Below are 23212 nucleotides of genomic sequence, written 5' to 3' on the forward strand. Positions count from 1 at the left end.
TGGCTGAATGATTCTATGCTCAGACTACGCAGTGACTGTCAGGGTAGACGCACGGATGAGAACCGGCTTTCGGAAGTCGCAAAAAGGTGCGGTGGCGATTGAATTCGCCTTGGTGTTCATCATTTTTTTCGCCGTGTTTTACGGTCTGGTCAGCTACAGCCTGCCTTTTGTAATGATGCAATCGTTTAACGAGGCCACCGCTGAAGCGGTGCGCCGCAGCGTCGCGGTGGATCCGACTACACCCAACTACTCGACGGTCGTAGTCAATACCGCCAATGCCGCCCTGACCCAGCGATTGCAATGGCTGCCAACCGCGCTGAATCTGGTGATCGGGGTCGACACCAGCGCGGTCTATGACGCCGCCACCGGCACCTTGACGGTCACGGTGAATTACCCGGTCAGCAAACTCAATCAGGTCATGCCCTTTCTGGTGCTGCCAGGGATCGGCACCGTGCCCAACCTGCCCAGTCACCTGACTGCCGCATCGAGCCTGCAATTTTGACCTCCGGGGACAATCTTTTCGGGCGCCTGCTCAAGCGCGCACCGACCGCCGCCCACGAGTTGCCTGATCCGCTCGGCGCGCCGAGCACCGGTTTGCACCTGTATCTGGACGGCGCGGGTGGCGTCCTGCAAATGGCCGGACCGCTGCGCCATTTGCTGGCGCAGCACCCACCCCACGGCCAGCCGCTACCGTTGAGTGCGTATCTGCTGGCGCACAGCACGCTGGCCGTTGAGGGACAGCCCCGGGACTGGCAAAGCCAAGTGCTCGACCTCGATTTTTCCAGCCACGGCGAGCAGCCCCTGCACCTGCGCGGCTGGGTACAGCCGCTGGGCGAAGGCTGGCTATTGCAATTGATCGATATCGCCGACCTGCTGCGCGAACGCCAACAGTCGCGCCATCGCGAGGCCTGCCAGGCCCTCGCCGCACAGGTCAGCGAGCGCCTGCGCACATGCAGCCTGACACGCTTGCCGGCGGTGCTTGGCGAACAATTGCAAGCCATCGCGCAACACTGGCACATCCCCTGCCTGGCCGTGGCCTTGCTCGATGAGCAGGGCCAGGGCTGGCAGATACACCAAGCGTTTCACCGCCACGATGCTCCGCAACTGTGGCAAGACGGCCAACGTCTGGGTACGGCGCTGGACAGTCTGAACGGCACCGCGCCGCAACGTTTCGGCGCTCATCATGGTTTGCAGGAGCACACTCGGGTGCAGGCGATCTTCGCCAGCGCCAACGGTTTCGCCGTGCCGTACAGCAATGATCAAGGGGTGGTGGCGTGGCTGCTCTGCGGTGTTTACGCCGTCGATCAAGCCGCCCCCTTGCTGACGGACCGGGACTGGCTGTCGTTGGCCGGTGCACTGGCCGGCCCGCTGCTCAGCCGCTTGCGCGAGCAACGGCATCAGCAGTCGATGGAGCGTCTTGAATCCCTGCAAACCCTGCTCGGCACCGGCTGGTGGGAAACCAGCGATGCCGGCGGGATTGCTTTGGCGCCATCGCTGGCCGCCACCCTGCACCTCAACGACGCCAGATTGCCCGTCGAAGACTGGCTCAAGCAGATCCATCCCGCCGATCGCGATGAGTTGCGCAGCCGCTTGCACGCCCTGCAACGGCAAGGAGAAGCGCTGACCTTGTGCGTCCGCCTGCACCACACCGATGCAGGACAATCACCTGCCTGGTACCGCATTCAGGGCCAAGTCAGCGGTACCGGCGAGCATCGGCGTCTGGTGGGTTTCATGCTCGACATCAGCGACATCCAGAACCAGCAGCAACTGGCCGCTGCCGCTCATGCTCGGCTGGACAACCTGATCGCCAGTTCGCCGGCGGTGATTTATGTCCAGCGCTATGAGGAAGGCGCCCTGCACCCGGCGTTTTTCAGCGCCAGCCTGCAACCCCTGCTCGGCTGGACGCTGGAAGAGTGCAGCGCGGCCGGCCTGATCGAGCGCGTGCACCCCGAAGACCGCGAGGTGTATTTCGAGCGCAGCCGCCAGTTGCTGCGCGAAGGCTCGGTGCGCACGCGTTACCGGCTGCGTGACCGCCGTGGCGATTATCACTGGTTGCTCGATGAGGCCAGGCTGTTGCGCAACGATCTCGGCCTGCCGGTCGAAGCGGTCGGTCTGTGGCTCGACGTTACCGACGCCACTCTGGCCGCCGAGCAGGTTCGGCTGAGCGAAGAACGCTACCGGATTCTCGTCGAAGACTCGCCCGCGATGATCTGCCGCTACCGCCCGGACCTGACGCTGACCTTTGCCAACCGGCCGCTGGCGACCTATCTGGAATGCACGCCGGAACAGGTGCCGGGCATCGACCTGGGCGGCTGGATGTCCGACGAACAACGCAGTGCATTTGTCCAGCGCCTGACCTTGCTGACCCCGCAACAGCCAGTGAGTACCGCCGAGATCAGCCTGCAATTGCCTGGTCGTGAACACGCCTGGTGGGTCTGGTCGGATCGCGGTGTGTTCGATGAAAGCGGACAGTTGCTTGAAATCCAGGCCGTGGGGCGCGACAACACCGAGGTACGCCGCTCGCAGCAGCAACTCACGCAAAGCGCGAAGATGGCCACGCTCGGCGAAATGGCCACCGGCCTTGCCCATGAAATCAATCAGCCGTTGAACGTGATGCGCATGGCCATCGTCAACGTGCTCAAGCGCCTGAACAACGGCGAGGTGCAACTCGATTACCTGATCGACAAACTCAACCGCATCGACTCCCAGGTGCAGCGCGCCGCGAAGGTGGTGGATCACATGCGGGTGTTCGGCCGACGTTCGGAAATCGAGCAACAGCTGTTCAACCCCGCTTCGGCCATCGAGGGCACGCTGTCGCTGCTGGCCGAAGGCATGCGCGGCAAAGGCGTGGACCTGCGCATCAGCGCAACCGGCTTCGAGGCTCGGGTGTGCGGTTACGTCGATCAGCTTGAGCAAGTATTGATCAACCTGATGGTCAACGCTCGCGACGCCCTGCTGGCCAGGCGCGTGAACGATTCCGCGTTCAAGCCATGGATTTCGATCTATGCCGAACGCGACGAGGAGAACGTGCGGCTGTGGGTCGAGGACAATGGCGGCGGCATCGATCCGCGATTGCTCGAACGGATTTTCGAGCCGTTTTTTACCACCAAACCGATCGGTGTCGGCACGGGCCTGGGGCTGTCGGTGAGTTACGGCATCATCGCCAATATGGGCGGACACCTGAGCGTGTGTAACTCGGTGGAGGGCGCACGGTTTTGCATTGAATTGCCATTGGCGACGGACGCTTAAATCACCAGGTAAGCCTTGCCGGTCTGACCGCAGGTCATGTTGGCGCCGACGTCGACGTCCATCAGGTTGATGCCCAGACTGCTGAGCAGGTTGTTCAACAAGGGGTCGAGCAAGGGGCTGATCAGCCCGGTGACCACAGGTAACAAGCGGGTGCTGACATCGCTGATCAACGAGGCCACACCCGTGATGACGGCGCCCAGCGGGTTGCTGCCCACCGGTTTGTAGACGATCAGATTGATCCCCGCCAGGGTGTTCGACAGGCTGCCGACGATATTGCTGGTCGGCGCCGCGGACTGGATGCTCGGTGGCAATTTGAGGTTGGCGGGCGTGGCGAACGGTGTGTTGCTGGAAAAAATCAGATTCTGGGTATTTTCCGCCACGCTGGTGTCGAGTTTGAGGGCGATGCCACCCGCGCCGAATTGAACATGCGTGGCGGGATTGCAAGTGCCGATGCCGAGAATTTTGTGGCAGGTCACGATACCCAGATCAACCAGCGGCAACGGTGCAACCGTAGGCTTGGCTGCCGAAGAAAACGCAAGGGTCGGGTCGATCTTGCCAAGCATGAGGTCAGCAACCGAGGTAACGGTGTGCGCGGTCAGGCTTTTGCTGCCGGTGTTGCCCGTCGGGCAGCGGAAGTCGGTGACATAACTTTCAGCGCCGCCGGCATCCAGTGCGATGTCGATTTGCGGTGACGGCAGCAGCTTCGGGTCGAGCTGTTCGCAACCGGCGCCCAGCAGGCAACCGAGCGAGTTGAGCGTATCCACCAGATTCAGGCTGAGCAAAGCATTAAGCGTCGGCGTCAGTGTGCCAACCAGTCCCAGCACTGCGTTGCCCAGCCCCGTCACCCCGGACAACACCGGCAAGTTCACCGACAGCATCGTACGAACCTGCGCCGTGCGCACATAAATCCGGTCCGGCCCCAGCGGGTCGGCCTTGGCCCGGGCCGGGTCGCCGATGGCGGAAAACTGCGGCGGCTCAATGACCTTCACCCGTACCGTGACACCCGCCAGACCGAGCACATTGACCGGCAAGGTCGCCGCCACCGCACTTTTGCTGTTGGCCAGTTGCACCACGCCTTGCACCAGTTGCAACAACTGCAGATTCGCATCCAGGCCTGCCGCCGTGGTGCCGGTCTGCAGTTGCAAAATTTCACCCAGCCTGACCGGCGCGGCGTTGGCCGCCGCCACCTGTAACTGACCCAACGCAGTGATCACCTGGGCCGTCGCGCCATCGAGTTGCACCACCGTCGCGGCGGCCTGGAGTAATTGGGTCACAGTGGCCTGGGTATTGAGCAACTGTGTGTAATTCCCAGCGGCGACGTTAAGGTTGATCGCCAGTCGATCAAGGTATTTGAGCAGGTTGATGTCGGTGTTGAGCAGGCCCTCCCAGCCCAGCGCCGTCAGGTTGACGTTGCCGCCGAGCAGCCCGGAAAACAGCGGATTGAGAATGTTCGAGCGGGCGGTATCGACGCTCGCCAGGGTGCTGCGAATATTCAACTGGGCGATGGTCGGCTGGGGTTTGGCGGCAACTGCCGAGGCATTGAGGGTGGTGTTGAGGCTGACCGGCGCGGCACTGAACAGCGCCTGCACACCACCGGCGAAACTGCTGATCAGCGTGCGGCTGGCGGCGACTCTGACCGCGCCCGACTGGGTGGCATCCAGGGTAAAGGTGCGTAAACCGCTGGCGGCGGTCACCAGCATGCCGCAGGTGGTGGCGAGGGTGTTGCCCGCATTGACGATGTAGCCGTTACGCAGCGCGCTTTGCCCGGCGTAAGTGGCCGCTGTCAGCCCCGGCAGACAATTGCCGCCGCGACTGATGGCTTCGAGCGCGGCGTTGTCCACCACGCGCTGCAATTTACGCTGCTCCATGTACAGGCGGCCTGTGTCGACCACCAGCAGCATCAACACCAGCGCCAGACTGAGCGTGGCGGCCGCCATCAAGCCGATCGCGCCGCGTTGCCGGGTCGGGCCGTTGAGTTGCGAACCAGGCAACATGGCGCACTCCTTTGCCGGCGCGATGCCGAGCGCTGCCTCCATTGGTGGGCTTGAGTGTAGACGCGGTGGGGCGAGCGTGCTGGCGTCGCGCAATGCCAGTCACCGTAACCCCTGTAGGAGTGAGCCTGCTCGCGATAGCGGTGTGTCGTTCACTTGCTACCTGGCTGATACATCGCTATCGCGAGCAGGCTCACTCCTACAAGGGATCTGTGTCTGGCTAGAAAAAGGGGGCTCAGCGCGGTGGATAGTTCGCCAGAATCCGCGCCACCGTTTCGCGGATGGCACTGCTGCGATCTTCCGGGTTCGGCCGGCTGGCGAGCATCTGCTCATCGCTGCCGCGCCAGACCAGTTTGCCGTCCTTGCCGTCCAGCAGGTCGATCTGCACGGTCGCGACCTTGTAAGTGATGTTGCGCGTCTCGTTGTACATCGGCGCGCCCCAGTAGCCGTTCCACGGGCCGCCCCAACCGCCGCCGTAATTGGTCGTCACTTGCTGCTGGCGATCCTCGACGATCAGATAAGCCTGCACATTCAGGTCAGCCCTGGTGCCGGCAGTGGCCGGGCGCAGCCCGCGCTGATCGAGTTGGTCGGCCACTGCCTGGCGGATGCGTTGCTCGGTCAGGTCGCTCTTGATGCGCGGGTCATCGGGGCGATATTGCAGGGCAGGTTCTTTCCAGCTCCAGTTGCGATACGCGGCAAAGTCGCGGCTGGCGTCGAAATCATGATTAACCTGGTTGGACGCGCACGCAGTGAGCAGCGCGACCATGACCAGTAAAGCGAGACGACGGAACATGGGCTTTTCTCCGGTTGAAGACATGAACCCGCGGGAGCTTTCAAACAGCCACTAAGCGGGAGGATACGCCGACAGGGCCTTTTCCACAGCGTCGCGGATCGAGTCGCTGCGCTCGATCTGGTTGCCTTGAGCGCCGGTTTCGGCGCTGGCACTCCAGACCGGTTGACCGGTGCCCGCGTCAAACAGCTCAACCCGCACCACGACGACTTGCTCCTGGTAAGTGCGCACGATCGGCACCGTGTTGTACATGCCGTAACCGCGTCCATATCGATCATAGCCGCCGTAGCCACCGTAGGAGCCATAATCGTCGCGCACCTGGCGCAAACGGGTTTCCAGATGCAGGTTTGCGCTGACCCAAAGATCGGCCGGGCGATGATCGTGCAGCGGACGCAAGCCGCGCTGGTCGAGGGCATTGCTCACGGCTTCGGCCACCTGCGCCGAATCGGCCCATGCGCTGCCTGGCGGCAGTTGCCCGTTGAGCCACGTCCAACTGCGATAGCGTGCGTAATCGCGAGGTGGCGCCGGGTAAGCGCTACGGTCAAACGTGTTGGCCGCTTGCGCGGGCGCGGGTGGCAAGGGCCGCGACTGCGCCACGTAGGGGTTGCTGCTCTGGCAGGCGGCCAACCCCAGACACATCAGCAATAACCCGGAACGAGCGTTCATGTGAGGCTCCCGTCAGATCGGCCGGCAGATCCAGTGCAAGTAGCGCCCAAGCCCGGCGAAGCTTGGGTGACGGCGGTGTGCGAGTTCCATTTCGAGCAAATCCGCCAAAGGCGCGCGGCCCTGGAATTCCACCGGCATGTAATCGTGAAAAACCCGCACCCCGCTCTGGCTTTCGACCTGCCACAAACCGTCGAGTTGCGTTGCCAGCTCCCGCGGGTCGAGTGGCTGCTGCGGGGTCAGGCTCTGTTTTTCGCCGGCCATGACGTTGCTGCGCATTTTCTTGAAATGACCCTTGAGCAGATTGCGGTAAATCAGCGCGTCGCGGTTGTAGAACGCCAGCGACAACCAGCCGTCGGGCCGGGTCAGTTGATGCAACACCGGCAGGATCGCATGGGGTTCGGCCAGCCACTCGAGCACGGCGTGACAGATCACCAGATCGTAAGGTTCAGTGAGTTGCCCTGGCAGCTCCTGCCACGGCGCCTGAATGAATGTCGCGCTGTGCCCGGCCTCGGCGAACCGCTGGCGCGCGCCTTCGAGCATTGGCGCGGCCGGCTCGGTGAAGGTGATGTCGTGACCGCGTTCCGCCAGCCACAGCGACATGTGCCCCAGGCCACCGCCGATGTCGAGCACACGCAACGGGCGATCCGGCAGCGCTTCGGCGAGGTCGGCCTGCAACACCGCGAGACGGATCGCGCCTTTGGCACCGCCGTAGATTTTTTCGGCGAACCGCGTCGCCAACTGATCGAAATGCCGGTCGCCCATCAGCTGAACCGCCGTTCGCTGTCGGCGAGCTTGGCGCGCACCACCTCGTTCATGTCCAGGCCCAACTCGCTGCACAGCAGCAACAGATACAGGACGATATCGCCGACTTCCTGCCCGGCGTGAGCCAGTTTGTCAGCGGGCAACTGGCGCGACTGGTCTTCGCTCAGCCACTGGAAGATTTCCACCAGCTCGGACATTTCGACGCTGGCGGCCATGGCGAGGTTTTTCGGGCTGTGAAATTGCCGCCAGTCATTGCGGTCGCGAATGGCGTGCAGGCGTTCGGTCAGTTCAACAAGGTTCATCGGGCTCTCCTGAAGGCGTATAGCTTCGGGGGGATACCCACCGAAGGCAAGGGTTGCCGGTGAACTATTGTGGGAGCGAGCCTGCTCGCGAAGGCGGCTCATCCAGACTTGATTGGACTGACACGGCGCTTTCGCAAGCAGGCTCGCTCCCACACACCCCGTGCAAACCTTCTATCATGCAGGGAACTCGGCCGCCCTCGGTGTGGCCCAAGGCTCAGCTCTTTCATCAGGATGCACACATGCGTGTAGAAAGCTTTTTCGAATGGCTCGGCCAGGCGCTCGGCTCGGTGATCCGGTTTATCGTTGATGGCCTCAGTGGCTTGTTCAATATGCTCAGCAATGCCGGCAGCAACTTTGTCGATGGTCTGGCGCAAACACTGGGGATGGACACGTCGATCATCAGCATTCTTGCGCTGATCATCGGGCTGATGCTGTTGTGGTCGGCGATTCGCGCGTTCATGAATGCGTCGATCATTGCCGGGATCATCTGGCTGCTGCTGGGGTTGTGGTTGTTGAGCTGGATCATCCACTGACACCACCGCCCCCTGTGGGAGCGAGCCTGCTCGCGAAGGCGATGGATCATCCAGAACTGATTTGACTGACACAGCGCTTTCGCGAGCAGGCTCGCTCCCACATTGAATGGCATGAATCGTTACAATCGCCGCTCCTCCAAGGAGCCTGCATGTCCACTCTGATTGCCGACTGGCGCGACCGCCCGACTCACCGCAAGGTCTGGGCGCTGGCCGCGCCGATGATTCTTTCCAATATTTCCGTGCCACTGGTGGCGCTGGTCGACAGCACCGTCATCGGTCACTTGCCCCACGCCCATCAATTGGGTGCGGTGGCGGTCGGCGCCAGCCTGTACACCTTGCTGGCCTGGGCCATGGGGTTTCTGCGCATGGGCACCACCGGGTTTGCCGCACAAGCCGCCGGACGCAGCGATGGTGCGGCGTTGCGGCAGATTCTGTTGCAAGGGCTTTTGCTGGCGGTGGGACTTGCTATCGTGCTGGGCAGTCTGGGCGTGCCGCTTAGCGGCGTCGCGCTGCATTTCATGCAACCGTCGGCGGCGCTGGATCAGCTCACTCGGGAATTTTTTCATACACGCCTGTTCGGCCTGCCGGCGGCGTTGGCGACTTATGCGCTGGTCGGCTGGTTTCTCGGCACGCAGAATGCGCGGGCGCCGCTGGCGATTTTGCTGACCACCAACCTGATCAACATTGCGCTCAATCTGTGGTTTGTCATCGGCCTGGACTGGGGCGTCGTCGGCTCCGCTCGCGCCTCGGTGATCGCCGAGTGGAGCGGTGCCCTGCTCGGCCTGCTGCTGACCCGCACAGCCTTGCGCGCCTATCCGGGACAAATCGTCTGGGCAGCGCTGAAGCGTTGGCAGAGCTGGCGGCCGCTGTTGGCGGTGAACCGGGACATTTTCATCCGCAGCCTCGCCCTGCAATCGGTGTTCTTTCTGATCACCGTACAGGGCGCCCGGTTGGGGGACGCGACGGTGGCCGCCAACGCGTTGCTGCTTAATGGTTTGCTGCTCACGGCCCACGCCCTCGACGGCCTGGCCCACGCCGTTGAAGCGCTGTGCGGGCATGCTATCGGTGCCCGCAATCGCCTCGCCCTGCGCCGTTCGCTGGTGGTCGCGGGCGGCTGGTCGCTGATTGCCAGCCTCGGTTTCGCCCTGCTGTTTCTCTGCGCAGGTCACCTGTTCATCGAAATGCAGACCGACATCCAGAGCGTGCGTGACACCGCCTTCATCTACTTGCCCTACCTGGCCGTGCTGCCATTGATTGCGGTCTGGAGCTACCTGCTCGACGGCCTGTTCATCGGCGCCACGCGCGCCCGGGAAATGCGCAACGGCATGGTGCTGACGGTGATCCTGCTTGTGCCCTTCGCCTGGGCGCTACAGGGTCTGGGCAATCACGGTCTGTGGATCTCGTTTCTGCTGTTCATGGTCCTGCGCAGCCTGACCCTCGGCGCACAAGCCTGGTGGCTCAAGCGCAGCGACGGCTGGTTCAGCGCCAAGGCTCACTGACGCACGGGCGAACCCGCGCCGGACTCAGCCCATCGCCCCCCACTGGCGCCGCACATGGTCCAGCCGCTCCTGCTGAGTCAACCCTGGTGGCGGTGGCACCAGCACGGCACGCGGATGGAGCAGGCGCAGCCATAGCCAGCCGTCGAGTATGGCGCGATCGCTGAAGCCCAGCGCCAGGCCTTGCTGCGCATGGGCGCGGATCGCCGCGTAATCGGTCTCCAGCGCCTGGCACCAGCGCCAGATGTGCTGTTCCAGCAAGCAGGTTTGCAGACGCTCACGTTGACGGCGGGTAAGGCTTTGCTCGATCCCCAGCGGCTCGACGGCCAAACGCGGATTGCACAGCTGTTGCCAGCCCTGACTGCCGATGGCACGGTCGGCCCAGGTGCCGCCGAACCAGCGTAACTGGCGGATCGGCCCGAGCCAGCGGCTCAGCTCCACGGCATCGCAGGCGTCGAAAAAATAGCTCGCGGTCTGGCGATTGTAATAGCTGAGCAAGGCCCGATGATTCAGGCCGAACGAGACCGTGAGCATGCGCTGCAGATGCTGCAGCAATGGCTGCGCGGCCACCTCACTGATCAGCAACAGGCCCCGCCAGGTGTTCGGGTCGCGCAGACACAACGCCGTCAGTGCCGGGCTTTCACGCAGGTCGACCAATACCGGGCCATGCTCGCTGAGCGGTTGAAATTCGGTGCCGTCGAACAGCCGCCAGTGCGGTACAGCGGTAAACCCGGCGCGCAATGTGCGCAAGGCCTGAGGGGCGTCCGGGCCATCGAGCAGCAGCCATTGCGCCAGCGGTTGCAGCGTCGCGCCGCTCATCTTGCGCCGCTCTGGTCAAGCGCGGTGAGCAGCCGACAACTGCACACCGACTCGGCGCAATGGCGAAAACTGCCACCCCCGGGGATCAGACACAGCAGCAACAGCGGCTCGCCAGACGCCAGCAGTGGATGCAGGCCATCCACCACCAGACGCTCCGGCAGCGGCAACGGCGGATCGTCGGTAATCCCCGGACTGCCGAGCGCCGGCTGAAGGATGCCACTGATCATCGGCTGATCGGGATCGCCCTCAAGAAAGCTGACCACCACTTCAACACCGTCGGCCAGCGCCAGCGGCGGCCCTTCCTCCAGGGCCGGGGCCAGCGGCAGCCAGCAATGACTCGGCGCCGCACCCTCGCCCTGATACAGCCAGTCGAACTGCACCGCCACTGGCCGGCAACGATCGGGCTGAGGCTCGTCGACTGACACCACCCAGGCCCGTTGCAGGCTGTGCATGCGCAGCGTCGACGGTGCGGTGGCCACGGCGCACGTCGGCACCTGCAACGCCCCGAACAGGCGGTTGCTGTAAGGCGACGCGAGGGATTGCTCGCCACGGTGTTCGATCCGGGTCATCAGCCATTGGCGATTGCATGCCGCAAAAGGATGCCCGCTCAGACTCAGCCAGTGACCGCTGCGCAACCGCGCAAGATCACTGCAACCCTCGACCCGCACACCGTGCAGTCCGCCCAGGGAATCCTCGCTCAACTGCCATTGGCTGATGCCGGCAGAATCACTCGGGCGCTCATGCTCGTCCTGATACTGCGCGGCACCGGCCAGCGGCAACCGCGCGGGGTCGTCGCCGAACACCAGGCAATGCCTGTTGTTCTGATGCTCGAAGTAATAGTGAATCCGCGCCTGCGCACACAAGCGCTGGAGCAGTTGCAGATCCGATTCACGGTACTGGGTGCAGAATGTCCGGGGCGGGTAATCGCCGTGCAATTCGAAGCGTCGCTGGGCGCCGACGATGCCGTGTTCCCTGAGTACCTGCTCGATGATCTGCGGCACCGAGCGGCCACTGAAGATCCGTTGACTGACACGCAGGCCGAGGCAATCGAGTTTCGGTCCGAGGCGAATGCGGCTCAAGCGCAGGCCCTGGCCGTGTTCATGCTGGACCAGGCTTTGCAATTGCCCGTGCACACCTTCGCCAGGCGCGCCGAAACACAGGAACGCCGAACGGTGAAGCAGACCGGCGAGATCCAGTTGCGGGTCGTCGATCAAGACATCGATCTCGAACGCAAAGGGTTCGTTGAGAGCTTCGCTACCGGTAAAGGCCAGGACTTCGAAAGGGTCGGACAGGCCCGCTACATCGAGACGAAACGACTCGTTGAGTGGATCGAACATGGGCGGATCTCTACAGGAGGGGCGGCCGGGGATTCTCGCCGAGAGGCATGGCCGAGTAGAGTGCCGAAGTACAACTTAGGAAATGACCTACGCGAAAAGCAGACCAGATGACTTTGCTGGCTGTGATAGCCAAGCAATTCGCTTGTAAACGGGGAAATGTCCCACCGGATCATCTGAATTTTCCACAGCATCGGGAAAAATCTCAGACAACCCGGTGGAGACGCTACCTGGCCTCAGGAGGACAGGTAGGAAGAACGGGTCAGGCCCAGACGCAAGGCATCGAGGAATTGCGTGCGCTCGCTGGCACTGATGCGGGCACTGGCGCACTTGTCGCGGTAGTGAGTCATCAGTTCTTCCGGCGACAAATGCACGTAACGCAGCATGTCTTCGATGGTGTCGTGGGTCTCGATGCCGGCGTGGTACACGCTGCCATCGGCGTTCTGGTAGATGTTCACCGAGTCGGTGTCACCGAACAGGTTGTGCATGTCGCCGAGGATTTCCTGATAGGCGCCGACCAGGAACACGCCCAGCAGGTAATCTTCGCCTTCGTTCAACGCGTGCACCGGCAGGCTGGTTTCGATGCTCTGCTCATCGACGTACTGGTTGATCTTGCCGTCGGAGTCGCAGGTCAGGTCTTGCAGCACCGCGCGGCGCAGCGGCTCTTCGTCGAGACGGTGCAGCGGAATGATCGGCAGCACCTGATCGATCGCCCAGGTGTCCGGCAGGCTCTGGAATACCGAGAAGTTGCAGATGTACTTGTCGGCCAGCTTGTCGTTGAGTTCGTCGAGCACTTGGCGGTGCGAACGCTGACGCGCTTTCAGCGAATTGTGCAAGCGCCGGCACACGGCGAAGTAGCATTGTTCGGCCAGGGCTTTTTCCGCCAGCGTCAGCTTGCCATCGGCGTACTGCGCAGCCACGTCGCTCATGTAGTGAGTGGCGCGCCAATAGGTTTCGGTGACCATTTCAATGTCGGTCGGGCCGAGCAGGTCGACCAGCCACTGCACGGTTTCCGGCAGGCTTTCCTTGTTTTCGATCAGCGGGATTTCGTCGTTATGCTTCTCGACGTCGGTCACCTGCACCACCAGCATGGCGTGGTGCGCGGTCAGCGAGCGGCCGCTTTCGGAGAAGATGTGCGGATGCGGCAGGCTCTGCGCGTCGCAGAATTCCTTGAGCATGCCGACCACGACGCCGGCGTAATCGTCCATGTCGTAGTTGATCGAACTGGCGTTGCGCGAGTGCGTGCCGTCGTAGTCCACGCCCAGACCGCCGCCGACGTCGATGTGATCGACCGGCAAGCCGAGATTGCGCAGTTCGCCGTAGTAACGAATCGCTTCCTTGAAGCCGTGCTGGTAATCGGCAAGGTTGGCAATCTGCGAACCCATGTGGAAGTGCAGCAGGCGAATGCCCTGATCCAGGCCGGCGCCACGGAAGCGCTCGACCACCGACAGCAGCTGCGCCGCCGACAGACCGAATTTGGATTTCTCGCCACCGGTGTCTGCCCACTTCGACGAGGCCAGCGACGACAGGCGCACGCGCAGACCGACCTGTGGCTTGACCTTCAGCGAGGCGGCTTCTTCGATCACCAGGCCGACTTCGGATTCTTTCTCGATCACGATAAAGACGTTGTGGCCAAGCTTCTGGCCCATCAGCGCCAGACGGATGAACTCGCGGTCCTTGTAGCCGTTGCAAACGATGGTGCCGCCCTTCGGCGCCAGTGCCAGCACGGCCAGCAGCTCAGGCTTGGAGCCGGCTTCCAGACCGATGGAAACATCTTTGGTGGCGATGATGTTTTCGATCACCGCTTCTTGCTGGTTGACCTTGATCGGGTACAGCGCGGTGTATTTGCTCTGGTATTCCAGGCGTTCGATGTTCGAATCGAAGGCGCCGGTCAACTGACGGACACGGTCTTGCAAAATGTCGGGGAAACGCACCAGCAGTGGCAGGGACAAACCGCTCTTGCGCAGTTGGTCGACTTGCTCGAACAGGTCGATAGGCGAGCTGCTCGGGCCGTTCGGACGTACTTCGACGCGACCGGCTTCATTGATCGCGAAATACCCGGCCCCCCAATGGCGGATCCCGTAAACGCTGCGGCTGTCCGCAACTGTCCATTGGCTGCCATCGTCTTTACGTGTGCGTCGTACGGACATCGAAGTCCCCTATAAAGAAGTCAGAGTGCGTCGCCTGAAGTGCAGGCCGGCGCAGTCTAAAGAATGAAAATGACGGTTCGTCAGTGCGGCGGTAGACCGCACTGACTGCGTGGAGTTTAGAAACCGTTCATGAACAGGCTCTGTGAAAACCATGGCGACGACGCCGGAATCGAGAACACTCGAAGCCGGATCAAGCCGCCGGAGGGTTTCACAGAGGCTGCTAGCCGCCGGACTTCTTCGCTTTGAAACCGTGCTTGATCAGCTCTGCCAAGAGTAGCTCGACGTGATCGCCCTGGATTTCGATGATGCCGTCCTTCAGCGCCCCGCCGGTGCCGCAACGTTTCTTCAACGTTGTCGCCAACTCTTTGAGCGCGTCTTCGGCCAGGGGCACGCCGGTGATGGTGGTCACCGTCTTGCCGCCACGGCCCTTGCTCTCGCGTCGCACGCGGGCAATGCCGTCGCCGGCCGGGATCACGGTTTGTTTACAGATACAGGCGTCCACCGGCTTGCTGCATTCCGGGCAATGACGACCTGCGTCGGTGGAAAATACCAGGCCGCCCAGGGCGGCGAAGGATGCGGCTTTCTTGGCCACCGGCAATCCTCTCGGGAGGACAAAGACTGATCGCAACCTTGGGCAAGGTCAGCGACCGCGAAGCCCCACTCAGGCAGGGGCAGCGCTACTGCATCGGAGAACGTTGGACTGGAAATCCGCAGGCCAACCTCAAACTATCCGGTGCAGCTTGAAAAGGTCGCGCAGTGTAACGGCAAAAATCGCGATTGCTAAGTGCCAATCGGCGCCATTTCATATGTTCTTTGCGACGTCGCTTTGCTGCACCTTGAGATAGCGCTGCAACGCCGCCAGAGAGTCCGGGCAATAAGGCTTTTCGGTGATTTCCCGCATGACCTGCTCAACCGGAATGAATCGCGCCTCGAGGACTTCCTCCGGCTGCAGTTTCAGCGGGCCGTCCCACACGGCGGAAAACGCCGAACACCATAGGCGATTGCCGGTGTCTTCGAAGTAGAAATGGTCGTGAGCGGTGAGTTCGACGCCGCTGACGCCCAGTTCTTCCTCCAGCTCCCGCGCCGCCGACTCGGCGTAAGTTTCATCGGCCTGGACCATGCCACCCGCGGCGACATCCCAGTAACCGGGATAAATCGCCTTGCTCAAGGTGCGCCGGTGGACGCACAGCTCACCGGCGGAATTGAACAGCATGATGTAGGTGCCGCGACCGATCAGCCCGCGCTCACGCAAATCGGAGCGCACCAGAGCGCCGAGCAGGTTGTCCTGCTCGTCGACCCAGGCGATCTGTTCGGCATCCGAAGCGGCGCGGTGCTCGGCCTCTCTGGCTTGTTGGTCCACGTATCAGCCCTGATTGAGCAATTGGCGCAAATCGATCACGGCAGCGTTAGCCCGGGAAATATAGTTGGCCATGACCAGCGAGTGGTTGGCCAACACGCCGAAGCCGCTGCCGTTCAGGATCATCGGGCTCCAGACCGGCTCCTGCGAAGCCTCCAGTTCGCGGATGATCTGACGCACGCTCACGGTCGCGTTCTTCTTCGCCAGCACATCGGCGAAGTCAACCTCGATGGCACGCAGCAGATGCGACAGTGCCCAAGCCTGACCGCGCGCTTCGTAGAACACGTTGTCGATCTGCATCCATGGGGTCTCGACGACTTCTTCGTCAACCTGCGGCACTTCGCCGACGGCCGGCACTTCGGTTTTCAGCGCAGTGTTGAGCTTGACCCGCCCGACACTGGCCGACAGCCGCTGCGACAGCGAGCCGAGACGGGTGCCGACATCGCCCAGCCAGTTGTTCAAGTTGTCGGCGCGGGCATAGAACAGTGCGTTTTTCTGGCTCGGATCCGACAGGCGCGCCTGGTAGCGACTCAGGGAATTGATGCCTTCCTGATACTCCGACTCGCTGGACGGCAGCACCCAGCTCTTGTTGTCGAAGTTGAAGCGCGGTTCAGCCTTGGCCAGATCGGCGTCTTCGGCCGACTGCGATTGCGAACGGGCGAAGTCTTTGCGCAACGCACGGGTCAGGTCACGCACCTGCACCAGCACGCCGTATTCCCAGCTCGGCGTGTTGTCCATCCACAGGCCCGGCGGGAAACGATCGTTGGAAATATAGCCGCCCGGCTTGTTCAGCAAAGTGCCGGCGACGGTCTTCAGGGTTTCGACCGTCGTGTAGCCGACCACCATCTGCTTGCCTTCCTTCTCGGCAGCCACCTGGGCGTTTTGCGCGACGGGAAACAGTTCCGGCTCCTGACTCCAGTACCAGCCCAGGGCAATGGTCACCAACAGATAAATGCCAACCAGCGTGGCCAGCGCCCGGCTGAACAGCAGCCCGCCCACATAATTGCGGGTGGCCGACTTCGGCTCGGCGGCACGTTCAGGCGCGCTGCCCGCGCGGTTTTTCCAGTCCAGCATGGCGTTATCCTTTCGATCACTTGGGTTCAACGGTTCGACCACAACCATACAACATCGTGCTAAGGCCTAGCACCCGCCGCTAAAGATAAGCCGCAAATCGTGTGGACGAATGACGCTTCGCGCCGGACTAGGGGTTTCCCTTATATCCGGACCGCCGCTCGCCGCCTGGAGGGGATGCCAGACACATCCGAAATACGTGTTCGAGACACCGCTGCGAGGTTTGCCCATCACCGACGCAAGCCTCCGGTTCATGGGCCTTTGCGCGACGTAAAGGTCGAAAATGAAACCGCTCGGTCAGAAACTGAATCGTACCGCGCAGCAGATTATTGACGTACGACACTCGTCTAAGGGAAAAGAGGTGCTAGCATAGAGCCACCAGTCGATCTCAGCATGCAGCCTAACTAGTAGTCAGGATATGACCGAGCCAGAAGACCCCAGCCGTGAGCGTCTCAAGCAGCACTTTGCCCAGCGGGTAATTCATCAGGCACGTCAGATTCTTGAGATATGGCAGCGCCTGCAACGCAGTGAGTGGTCCACTGTCGATCTCGCCGAACTGAGCGAGGCGAATCTGCGCCTGCTGCGTTTTGCCGAGCGTTTCGAACAGCCGGAACACACCCAGTTGGCGCACCACATCAGCCAGTCGCTGCAAGCGGTGGACGCCAACCGCGGCCGCCTCAGCAGCGGCCTGATCACCGATCTCAATCGTTTGATGCAGCGCCTGTCGCGCACCGGTCTGCGCCACGGCGACCAACTCGACCAGACGTTTTTGCCGCCGCTGCGCAAACCGATCTACGTGATGCTGCAGGATCACGACCGCGCCGAACGGCTGGCCAAACAACTGGAATTCTTCGGCCTGAGCGCGCAAGCGCTGGACAGTGTCGCGGCGTTCCGTTCATCCATGGTCGAGCGTTTGCCCGCTGCCATTGTCATGGACGTCGACTTCAGCGGCCCCGGGGTCGGCCTGAAACTCGCGGCCGAGGCCCAGGTCGGTCTGGAAGAACCCTTGCCGCTGTTGTTCTTCAGCCTGCACGAAACCGACACGCCGACCCGTCTCGCCGCCGTGCGCGCCGGGGGCCAGGAATTCCTTACCGGCACCCTCGAAGCGTCGAGTCTGCTGGAGAAAATCGAGGTGCTGACCTGCGTCGCCCAGTACGAGCCTTATAAAGTGCTGATCATCGACGACTCGCGCGCCCAGGCCCTGCACACCGAGCGCCTGCTCAACAGCGCCGGGATCGTCACCCGCACTTTGATCGAACCGATTCAGGCGATGGCCGAACTGGCGGATTTCCAGCCCGATCTGATCATTCTCGATATGTACATGCCAGCCTGCACCGGCACCGAGCTGGCCAAGGTCATTCGCCACAACGACCGCTACGTCAGCGTGCCGATCATTTACCTATCGGCCGAGGACGACCTGGACAAGCAGCTCGACGCCATGAGCGAGGGTGGCGATGACTTTTTGACCAAACCGATCAAGCCGCGACACCTGATCACTACCGTGCGCAACCGCGCGGCGCGGGCGCGTAACCTCAAGGCGCGGATGGTTCGCGACAGCCTCACCGGCCTGTACAACCACACACATATTCTGCAATTGCTCGAAGACTGCTCGTTCCGCGCCCGTCGCGAGAACAAGCCGCTGAGCTTTGCCATGCTCGACATCGATCACTTCAAACGGGTCAACGACAGTCACGGCCACCCGATGGGCGATCGCGTGATCAAGAGCCTGGCGTTGTTTCTCAAGCAGCGCCTGCGCAAAACCGATTTCATCGGTCGTTACGGTGGCGAAGAGTTCGCCATTGTCATGCCCGACACCGACATTGAAGCCGCGCACAAGGTGCTCGACGAGATTCGCCAGCGCTTCGCCGAAATCCATTACCCGGCACAGCCGCAGGATTTGTGGTGCACGTTCAGCGCCGGCGTGGTGGAAATGAGCGATGACTGCGACAGCCTGATGATGGCCAGCCAGGCCGACGAGGCGCTGTACCGCGCCAAGGGTGCCGGCCGCAATCGGGTGCAGACCGCGCGACATTCAAAGCAAAGTGCCACCTTTTCATCGGAATCCACTGATTCGGTCATAACCTTGTAATAGAACCGCAATAAATTCAGGCGCTTACCATTTCTTGCCGTTGGTAGCCGTCATGCGCCTGAAGTTGCTCACCAATCTCAATACCCTGCTGCTCGTCGCCGTGTGCCTGGCACTCGGCGCGACGCTGTGGTGGTCGCAAAAAGCGCTGGAGCGTCCGTATCTGTTGATGGAGCGCTATCTGGGGTTGTCGCAGCAATTGCAGAATGAGGTCGCACGCAATGTCGAGGATTACCTCGCCAATGGCGACGCCTTGCGCTTGAGCAGCGCCGCCCAGGCCATCGAAGCGGTGCAGAAGGAACTCGGTGAACTGCCGCCAGCCCTCGCCGACACCCTGCGACCGAGCCTGACGAGCCTTCAAGCGTTCAGCAAAAGCGACTTGCTCGCCGCCGGCAAACTGGCGGGCGACCCGCAGGCGCTGTTGCTACAGGCCGAGCGTGAACTGAGCGCCAGCCTCGACCAGCTCAGCGCGTACGCCAACGGCAATACCGCCTATCTCCCACCGTTGCTTGCGGCTTCGCAGCATCTGGGCAAACTGTCGCTGGCGCGAGACAAAATGGTCAGCAGCGGGCGCAGTGAACTGGCCGCCGATGTCGAGCGCGAGGTGAACAACATGCGCGCCCAGGCTCAGGCGATTGATGCCCTGCCCTTGCTCGGCGTGGTTGCCGACAATCAATCGAGCAGCGACGATTTCGCCGCAATGATGGGCATCGAGAACACCGAAAAAACCGCTGCCGAAGACGCCGGCGTCGCTCTCAAGCGCGAGTTGAACAGCTTGTTGAGCCGTTATCCGGCAGAACTGGCACGCACCCGCGAACAGATCCAGAAGCGCGCCGAGCTCAGCGCCGCCACCCACGAAAAACTGGCCACGGTGCAGCACGCCATCGCCGGCCTGGAACCGGTGGTACGTGCGCAGCACGGGCAGATCCAGAGCGAAGTGCGCTTGATGCAAGGCGTGATGATCGGTCTGATTCTGCTGATCGCATTGCTGATTGACACCCTGCAGCGGCGCCTTGCCCGCACCCTGACCCACCTCGCCCCGGCGCTGTCGGTCTGGGCCGACGGCGATTTCAGCCGCGACATTCAACTGGGCAAGACCAATCGCGAATTGCAGGACATCGAAGCCTCGCTCAATCGCCTGCGCGCCTATCTGGTGGATCTGGTCGGGACCATTCGCGGCAATGCCGAACAAGTGGCGGGAAGCAGCCGCACCCTCGCCGAACTGAGCCACGACCTGCACAGCGGCGCTGAGCATCAGGCCGGCGATACCGCGCTGATTCGTGACTCGCTCGGCGAGCTGGAGGCGACCATCCAGCAGGTTGCCGGCGATGCGCAGCAGGCCGCCGACGCCAGCCGTCACGCCGGGCAAGCGGTTGAACACGGCCAGCGCGTGATTGGCTTGAGTCTCACCGGTTTGCATGCGCTGGTCGGCGAAGTTCAGGGCAACGCGCAGATGATCGAACACTTGGCACAAGAGTCAGCAACCATCGGTGGCGTATTGACGGTGATTCGCTCGATTGCCGATCAGACCAATCTGCTGGCCTTGAACGCGGCGATCGAAGCGGCGCGCGCCGGCGAAATGGGCCGGGGTTTCGCCGTCGTCGCCGAAGAGGTGCGCTCGCTGGCACAACGCACCGCTGGCGCGACTGCCGAAATCCAGACGCTGATTGCCGGGCTGCAAACCGCCGCCCGCCAATCGGTCGAAGGCATGCGTGCGCAAGTCGAACACGCCGAAGCCACAGCCAATCAGGCGCAAGCGGCGGACGGCGCGCTGGACAAAATCGTCGGGGCGATTCAAACCATTGCCGACACCGCCGTGCGCATCGCCGAGGTCACCGCGCAGCAGAGTGGCGCGGTCAGCGAGATTCGCGATCACAGTGAGCGCATTCATCAGTTGGGTGGGGACAACTTGCTGCGGATCGGTCAGGGACGTGAACAGGGCGAGAATTTGCTGGTGTTGGGTGGGCGATTGCACACGGCCGTTCAGGCCTTTCGCGTTTGATAAACCGCTTTCGCGAGCAGGCTCACTCCTACAGGGGATACGCATTCCAAATGTAGGAGTGAGCCTGCTCGCGATGGCGTCAACCCAGACACCGCCGATCCCGCAAAATGACCGGATCTGAAATCACGGTCACATATCTCGCGCAAACATCGCCCATCGTGCGGCCTTTTGCATGGAACTGGACAGTCATAAAGGCTTTGCGGCATAGTCGCCGGGTTCTGACGACTGCTCATTGATAACAAGGACAATGCAGATGGCAACACTACTGGTGCTGCACGGCCCCAACCTGAACCTGCTCGGCACCCGCGAACCGGGCACCTATGGGTCGACGACCCTGGCGCAGATCAATCAGGATCTGGAACGCCGCGCCCGCGAAGCCGGCCACCATCTGCTGCATCTGCAAAGCAATGCCGAATACGAATTGATCGACCGCATCCACGCCGCGCGCGGCGAAGGCGTGGATTTCATTCTGATCAATCCGGCGGCTTTTACGCACACAAGTGTCGCATTACGTGACGCGCTGCTGGGAGTGAGCATCCCATTCATCGAAGTGCATTTGTCCAACGTGCACAAGCGCGAACCTTTCCGCCATCACTCCTACTTCTCCGATGTAGCGGTAGGAGTGATCTGCGGCCTTGGCGCCAGCGGTTACCGACTGGCCCTGGAGGCCGCACTAGAGCAGCTTGAAAACCAGGCAACAGCTTGAACGACAAGCGTTAAACGCCCCTGACCGACCCTTGGGAGTTGATGATTCATGGATATCCGTAAAGTTAAGAAACTGATCGAATTGCTGGAAGAGTCCGGCATCGACGAGCTCGAGATCAAGGAAGGCGAAGAGTCCGTACGCATCAGCCGTCACAGCAAGACCCCGGCTCAGCAGTACTACGCGCCAGCACCGATGCAGGCTCCGGCCGCTGCACCGGTTGCAGCCGCTCCAGTCGCTGCCGCCGCCCCGGCTGCCGCTGCCGCCCCAGCGTTGAACGGCACCGTTGCCCGTTCGCCGATGGTCGGTACGTTCTATCGCAAATCTTCGCCGACCTCGCCGTCCTTCGTTGAAGTCGGCCAGACCGTGAAGAAAGGCGACACCCTGTGCATCGTCGAAGCCATGAAGATGATGAACCACATCGAAGCTGAAACCAGCGGAGTGATCGAGTCCATCCTCGTCGAAGACGGCCAGCCGGTTGAGTACGACCAACCGCTGTTCACCATCGTTTGAACTGCGGAGAGCCTTTGATGACTGCGAAGTTGGAAAAAGTTCTGATCGCGAACCGCGGTGAGATCGCCCTGCGGATTCTGCGTGCCTGCAAAGAGATGGGCATCAAGACCGTCGCCGTTTACTCCAAGGCCGACAAAGAGCTGATGCACCTGGGTCTGGCAGACGAATCCGTCTGCATCGGCCCGGCGTCCGCCGCTCAGTCCTACCTGCACATCCCGGCCATCATCGCTGCGGCTGAAGTGACCGGCGCCACCGCCATTCACCCAGGCTACGGTTTCCTCGCGGAAAACGCCGATTTTGCCGAACAGGTCGAGAATTCCGGCTTCGCCTTCATCGGCCCGAAAGCCGACACCATTCGCCTGATGGGCGACAAGGTTTCGGCCAAGCACGCGATGATCGAAGCGGGCGTACCGACTGTTCCAGGCTCCGACGGCCCATTGCCGGAAGACGAAGAAACGGCGCTGCGCATCGGCCGTGAAGTCGGTTACCCGGTGATCATCAAAGCCGCTGGCGGCGGCGGTGGTCGCGGCATGCGTGTGGTGCACAAGGAAGAAGACCTGATCGCCTCGGCGAAACTGACCCGCTCCGAAGCAGGCGCGGCGTTCGGCAACCCGATGGTCTATCTGGAAAAATTCCTCACCAACCCGCGCCACGTCGAAGTGCAAGTGCTGTCCGACGGCCAGGGCCACGCCATCCACCTGGGCGACCGCGACTGCTCGCTGCAGCGCCGCCACCAGAAGGTTCTCGAAGAAGCGCCGGCACCGGGCATCGACGAGAAGGCGCGCCAGGAAGTCCTGGCTCGCTGCGTCAAGGCGTGCATCGACATCGGCTACCGCGGCGCCGGTACGTTCGAGTTCCTCTACGAGAACGGTCGTTTCTACTTCATCGAGATGAACACCCGTGTTCAGGTGGAGCACCCGGTTTCGGAGATGGTCACCGGTATCGACATCGTCAAGGAGATGCTCAGCATCGCCGCTGGCAACAAGCTGTCGTTCACTCAGGATGACGTGGTGATCCGCGGTCACTCGCTGGAGTGCCGGATCAACGCCGAAGACCCGAAAACCTTCATGCCGAGCCCGGGCACGGTCAAGCATTTCCACGCTCCAGGCGGCAACGGCGTTCGCGTCGATTCGCACCTGTACAGCGGTTATGCCGTACCCCCGAACTACGACTCGCTGATCGGCAAGCTGATCACTTACGGCGCGACCCGCGACGAAGCCCTGGCCCGCATGCGCAACGCCCTGGACGAAATCGTGGTCGACGGGATCAAGACCAACATCCCGCTGCACCGCGATCTGGTTCGCGACGAAGGCTTCTGCAAAGGGGGCGTGAACATTCACTACCTCGAGCACAAGCTGGCCAAACAGTCGTAAGGCTGCACGCGAAGT

At 62.1% G+C, this 23212-nt stretch carries 20 protein-coding genes; 9 read left to right on the forward strand and 11 right to left on the reverse strand.

What is annotated here, in order from left to right:
* Positions 1–55: 55 nt before the first annotated feature.
* Positions 56–502, forward strand: a complete 447-nt coding sequence (locus HU739_RS14345; protein WP_186547455.1) for a TadE/TadG family type IV pilus assembly protein — start codon at positions 56–58, stop codon at positions 500–502.
* Positions 499–3249: an ATP-binding protein gene (locus tag HU739_RS14350; RefSeq protein WP_186547457.1), complete on the forward strand. Its 2751-nt coding sequence runs from the start codon at positions 499–501 to the stop codon at positions 3247–3249. The genes HU739_RS14345 and HU739_RS14350 overlap by 4 nt, the downstream gene beginning before the upstream one ends.
* Here the strand turns inward: HU739_RS14350 and HU739_RS14355 are convergent.
* The 5 genes from HU739_RS14355 to HU739_RS14375 all read right to left on the reverse strand — a co-directional run bounded on the left by HU739_RS14355 (position 3246) and on the right by HU739_RS14375 (position 7760).
* A complete protein-coding gene (locus HU739_RS14355; protein WP_186547459.1) occupies positions 3246–5243 on the reverse strand; it encodes a pilus assembly protein TadG-related protein in 1998 nt (665 codons plus the stop codon). The genes HU739_RS14350 and HU739_RS14355 overlap by 4 nt on opposite strands.
* 232 nt (positions 5244–5475) lie before the next feature.
* The gene (locus HU739_RS14360) at positions 5476–6033 is read right to left on the reverse strand and encodes a DUF4136 domain-containing protein (RefSeq protein WP_186547461.1); all 558 of its coding nucleotides are present in this window, start codon (positions 6031–6033) and stop codon (positions 5476–5478) included.
* A gap of 51 nt (positions 6034–6084) precedes the next feature.
* The gene (locus HU739_RS14365) at positions 6085–6696 is read right to left on the reverse strand and encodes a DUF4136 domain-containing protein (RefSeq protein ID WP_186547463.1); all 612 of its coding nucleotides are present in this window, start codon (positions 6694–6696) and stop codon (positions 6085–6087) included.
* 12 nt (positions 6697–6708) lie between these two features.
* Positions 6709–7458 (reverse strand): methyltransferase, encoded by a 750-nt coding sequence (locus HU739_RS14370; protein WP_186547465.1) that lies wholly within the window; start codon positions 7456–7458, stop codon positions 6709–6711.
* Complete coding sequence (locus HU739_RS14375) at positions 7458–7760, reverse strand: MazG-like family protein (protein WP_053116915.1); 303 nt, start codon at positions 7758–7760, stop codon at positions 7458–7460. The genes HU739_RS14370 and HU739_RS14375 overlap by 1 nt, the downstream gene beginning before the upstream one ends.
* A gap of 239 nt (positions 7761–7999) precedes the next feature.
* Between HU739_RS14375 and HU739_RS14380 the strand changes: the two genes are divergently transcribed.
* Positions 8000–8293: a hypothetical protein gene (locus HU739_RS14380; RefSeq protein WP_186547467.1), complete on the forward strand. Its 294-nt coding sequence runs from the start codon at positions 8000–8002 to the stop codon at positions 8291–8293.
* Between the two features lie 149 nt (positions 8294–8442).
* Positions 8443–9792, forward strand: coding sequence for an MATE family efflux transporter (locus tag HU739_RS14385; protein ID WP_186547468.1), 1350 nt, complete (start codon positions 8443–8445; stop codon positions 9790–9792).
* A gap of 24 nt (positions 9793–9816) precedes the next feature.
* Here the strand turns inward: HU739_RS14385 and HU739_RS14390 are convergent, their stop codons facing one another.
* From HU739_RS14390 to HU739_RS14415, 6 genes are all read right to left on the reverse strand, one after another.
* Entirely contained in the window at positions 9817–10608 is a 792-nt protein-coding gene (locus HU739_RS14390; RefSeq protein ID WP_186547470.1) for a DUF4123 domain-containing protein, read from the reverse strand.
* The gene (locus HU739_RS14395) at positions 10605–11945 is read right to left on the reverse strand and encodes a type VI secretion system Vgr family protein (protein WP_186547472.1); all 1341 of its coding nucleotides are present in this window, start codon (positions 11943–11945) and stop codon (positions 10605–10607) included. Before HU739_RS14395 ends, HU739_RS14390 begins: the two co-directional genes overlap by 4 nt.
* A 233-nt stretch (positions 11946–12178) precedes the next feature.
* Positions 12179–14092, reverse strand: a complete 1914-nt coding sequence (gene speA, locus HU739_RS14400; protein ID WP_186547474.1) for an arginine decarboxylase — start codon at positions 14090–14092, stop codon at positions 12179–12181.
* A 220-nt stretch (positions 14093–14312) separates the two neighbouring features.
* Positions 14313–14684: a translation initiation factor Sui1 gene (locus HU739_RS14405; protein WP_007914613.1), complete on the reverse strand. Its 372-nt coding sequence runs from the start codon at positions 14682–14684 to the stop codon at positions 14313–14315.
* A gap of 210 nt (positions 14685–14894) precedes the next feature.
* Positions 14895–15452 carry an NUDIX hydrolase gene (locus HU739_RS14410; protein ID WP_186547476.1) on the reverse strand — a complete coding sequence of 186 codons (558 nt, stop codon included), beginning with the start codon at positions 15450–15452 and terminating at the stop codon, positions 14895–14897.
* Between the two features lie 3 nt (positions 15453–15455).
* Entirely contained in the window at positions 15456–16523 is a 1068-nt protein-coding gene (locus HU739_RS14415) for a DUF2333 family protein (RefSeq protein ID WP_186547478.1), read from the reverse strand.
* A gap of 415 nt (positions 16524–16938) precedes the next feature.
* Here HU739_RS14415 and gcbA point away from each other — a divergent pair, with 415 nt between their 5' ends.
* From gcbA to accC, 5 genes are all read left to right on the forward strand, one after another.
* Positions 16939–18609 (forward strand): diguanylate cyclase GcbA, encoded by a 1671-nt coding sequence (gene gcbA / locus HU739_RS14420; protein WP_186547481.1) that lies wholly within the window; start codon positions 16939–16941, stop codon positions 18607–18609.
* A gap of 955 nt (positions 18610–19564) precedes the next feature.
* A complete protein-coding gene (locus tag HU739_RS27045; RefSeq protein ID WP_407681960.1) occupies positions 19565–20608 on the forward strand; it encodes a methyl-accepting chemotaxis protein in 1044 nt (347 codons plus the stop codon).
* Between the two features lie 253 nt (positions 20609–20861).
* Positions 20862–21314 (forward strand): type II 3-dehydroquinate dehydratase, encoded by a 453-nt coding sequence (gene aroQ / locus HU739_RS14430; protein ID WP_186547485.1) that lies wholly within the window; start codon positions 20862–20864, stop codon positions 21312–21314.
* A gap of 48 nt (positions 21315–21362) precedes the next feature.
* Positions 21363–21824, forward strand: a complete 462-nt coding sequence (accB, locus tag HU739_RS14435; RefSeq protein ID WP_007914603.1) for an acetyl-CoA carboxylase biotin carboxyl carrier protein — start codon at positions 21363–21365, stop codon at positions 21822–21824.
* A gap of 17 nt (positions 21825–21841) precedes the next feature.
* Complete coding sequence (gene accC, locus HU739_RS14440; RefSeq protein WP_186547487.1) at positions 21842–23197, forward strand: acetyl-CoA carboxylase biotin carboxylase subunit; 1356 nt, start codon at positions 21842–21844, stop codon at positions 23195–23197.
* Positions 23198–23212: the final 15 nt, after the last annotated feature.

The sequence above is a fragment of the Pseudomonas hamedanensis genome (genome assembly GCF_014268595.2).
Classification (GTDB): Bacteria; Pseudomonadota; Gammaproteobacteria; order Pseudomonadales; family Pseudomonadaceae; genus Aquipseudomonas; species Aquipseudomonas hamedanensis.

What these genes read in the sequence shown, in the direction of transcription:
- HU739_RS14345 (WP_186547455.1), top strand. Translation starts at nt 56, where the DNA reads ATGAGAACCGGCTTTCGGAAGTCGCAAAAAGGTGCGGTGGCGATTGAA.
- HU739_RS14355 (WP_186547459.1), bottom strand. Translation starts at nt 5,243, where the DNA reads ATGTTGCCTGGTTCGCAACTCAACGGCCCGACCCGGCAACGCGGCGCG.
- HU739_RS14360 (WP_186547461.1), bottom strand. Translation starts at nt 6,033, where the DNA reads ATGTTCCGTCGTCTCGCTTTACTGGTCATGGTCGCGCTGCTCACTGCG.
- HU739_RS14365 (WP_186547463.1), bottom strand. Translation starts at nt 6,696, where the DNA reads ATGAACGCTCGTTCCGGGTTATTGCTGATGTGTCTGGGGTTGGCCGCC.
- HU739_RS14370 (WP_186547465.1), bottom strand. Translation starts at nt 7,458, where the DNA reads ATGGGCGACCGGCATTTCGATCAGTTGGCGACGCGGTTCGCCGAAAAA.
- HU739_RS14375 (WP_053116915.1), bottom strand. Translation starts at nt 7,760, where the DNA reads ATGAACCTTGTTGAACTGACCGAACGCCTGCACGCCATTCGCGACCGC.
- HU739_RS14380 (WP_186547467.1), top strand. Translation starts at nt 8,000, where the DNA reads ATGCGTGTAGAAAGCTTTTTCGAATGGCTCGGCCAGGCGCTCGGCTCG.
- HU739_RS14385 (WP_186547468.1), top strand. Translation starts at nt 8,443, where the DNA reads ATGTCCACTCTGATTGCCGACTGGCGCGACCGCCCGACTCACCGCAAG.
- HU739_RS14390 (WP_186547470.1), bottom strand. Translation starts at nt 10,608, where the DNA reads ATGAGCGGCGCGACGCTGCAACCGCTGGCGCAATGGCTGCTGCTCGAT.
- HU739_RS14395 (WP_186547472.1), bottom strand. Translation starts at nt 11,945, where the DNA reads ATGTTCGATCCACTCAACGAGTCGTTTCGTCTCGATGTAGCGGGCCTG.
- speA (WP_186547474.1), bottom strand. Translation starts at nt 14,092, where the DNA reads ATGTCCGTACGACGCACACGTAAAGACGATGGCAGCCAATGGACAGTT.
- HU739_RS14415 (WP_186547478.1), bottom strand. Translation starts at nt 16,523, where the DNA reads ATGCTGGACTGGAAAAACCGCGCGGGCAGCGCGCCTGAACGTGCCGCC.
- gcbA (WP_186547481.1), top strand. Translation starts at nt 16,939, where the DNA reads ATGACCGAGCCAGAAGACCCCAGCCGTGAGCGTCTCAAGCAGCACTTT.
- HU739_RS27045 (WP_407681960.1), top strand. Translation starts at nt 19,565, where the DNA reads ATGATCGGTCTGATTCTGCTGATCGCATTGCTGATTGACACCCTGCAG.
- aroQ (WP_186547485.1), top strand. Translation starts at nt 20,862, where the DNA reads ATGGCAACACTACTGGTGCTGCACGGCCCCAACCTGAACCTGCTCGGC.
- accB (WP_007914603.1), top strand. Translation starts at nt 21,363, where the DNA reads ATGGATATCCGTAAAGTTAAGAAACTGATCGAATTGCTGGAAGAGTCC.
- accC (WP_186547487.1), top strand. Translation starts at nt 21,842, where the DNA reads ATGACTGCGAAGTTGGAAAAAGTTCTGATCGCGAACCGCGGTGAGATC.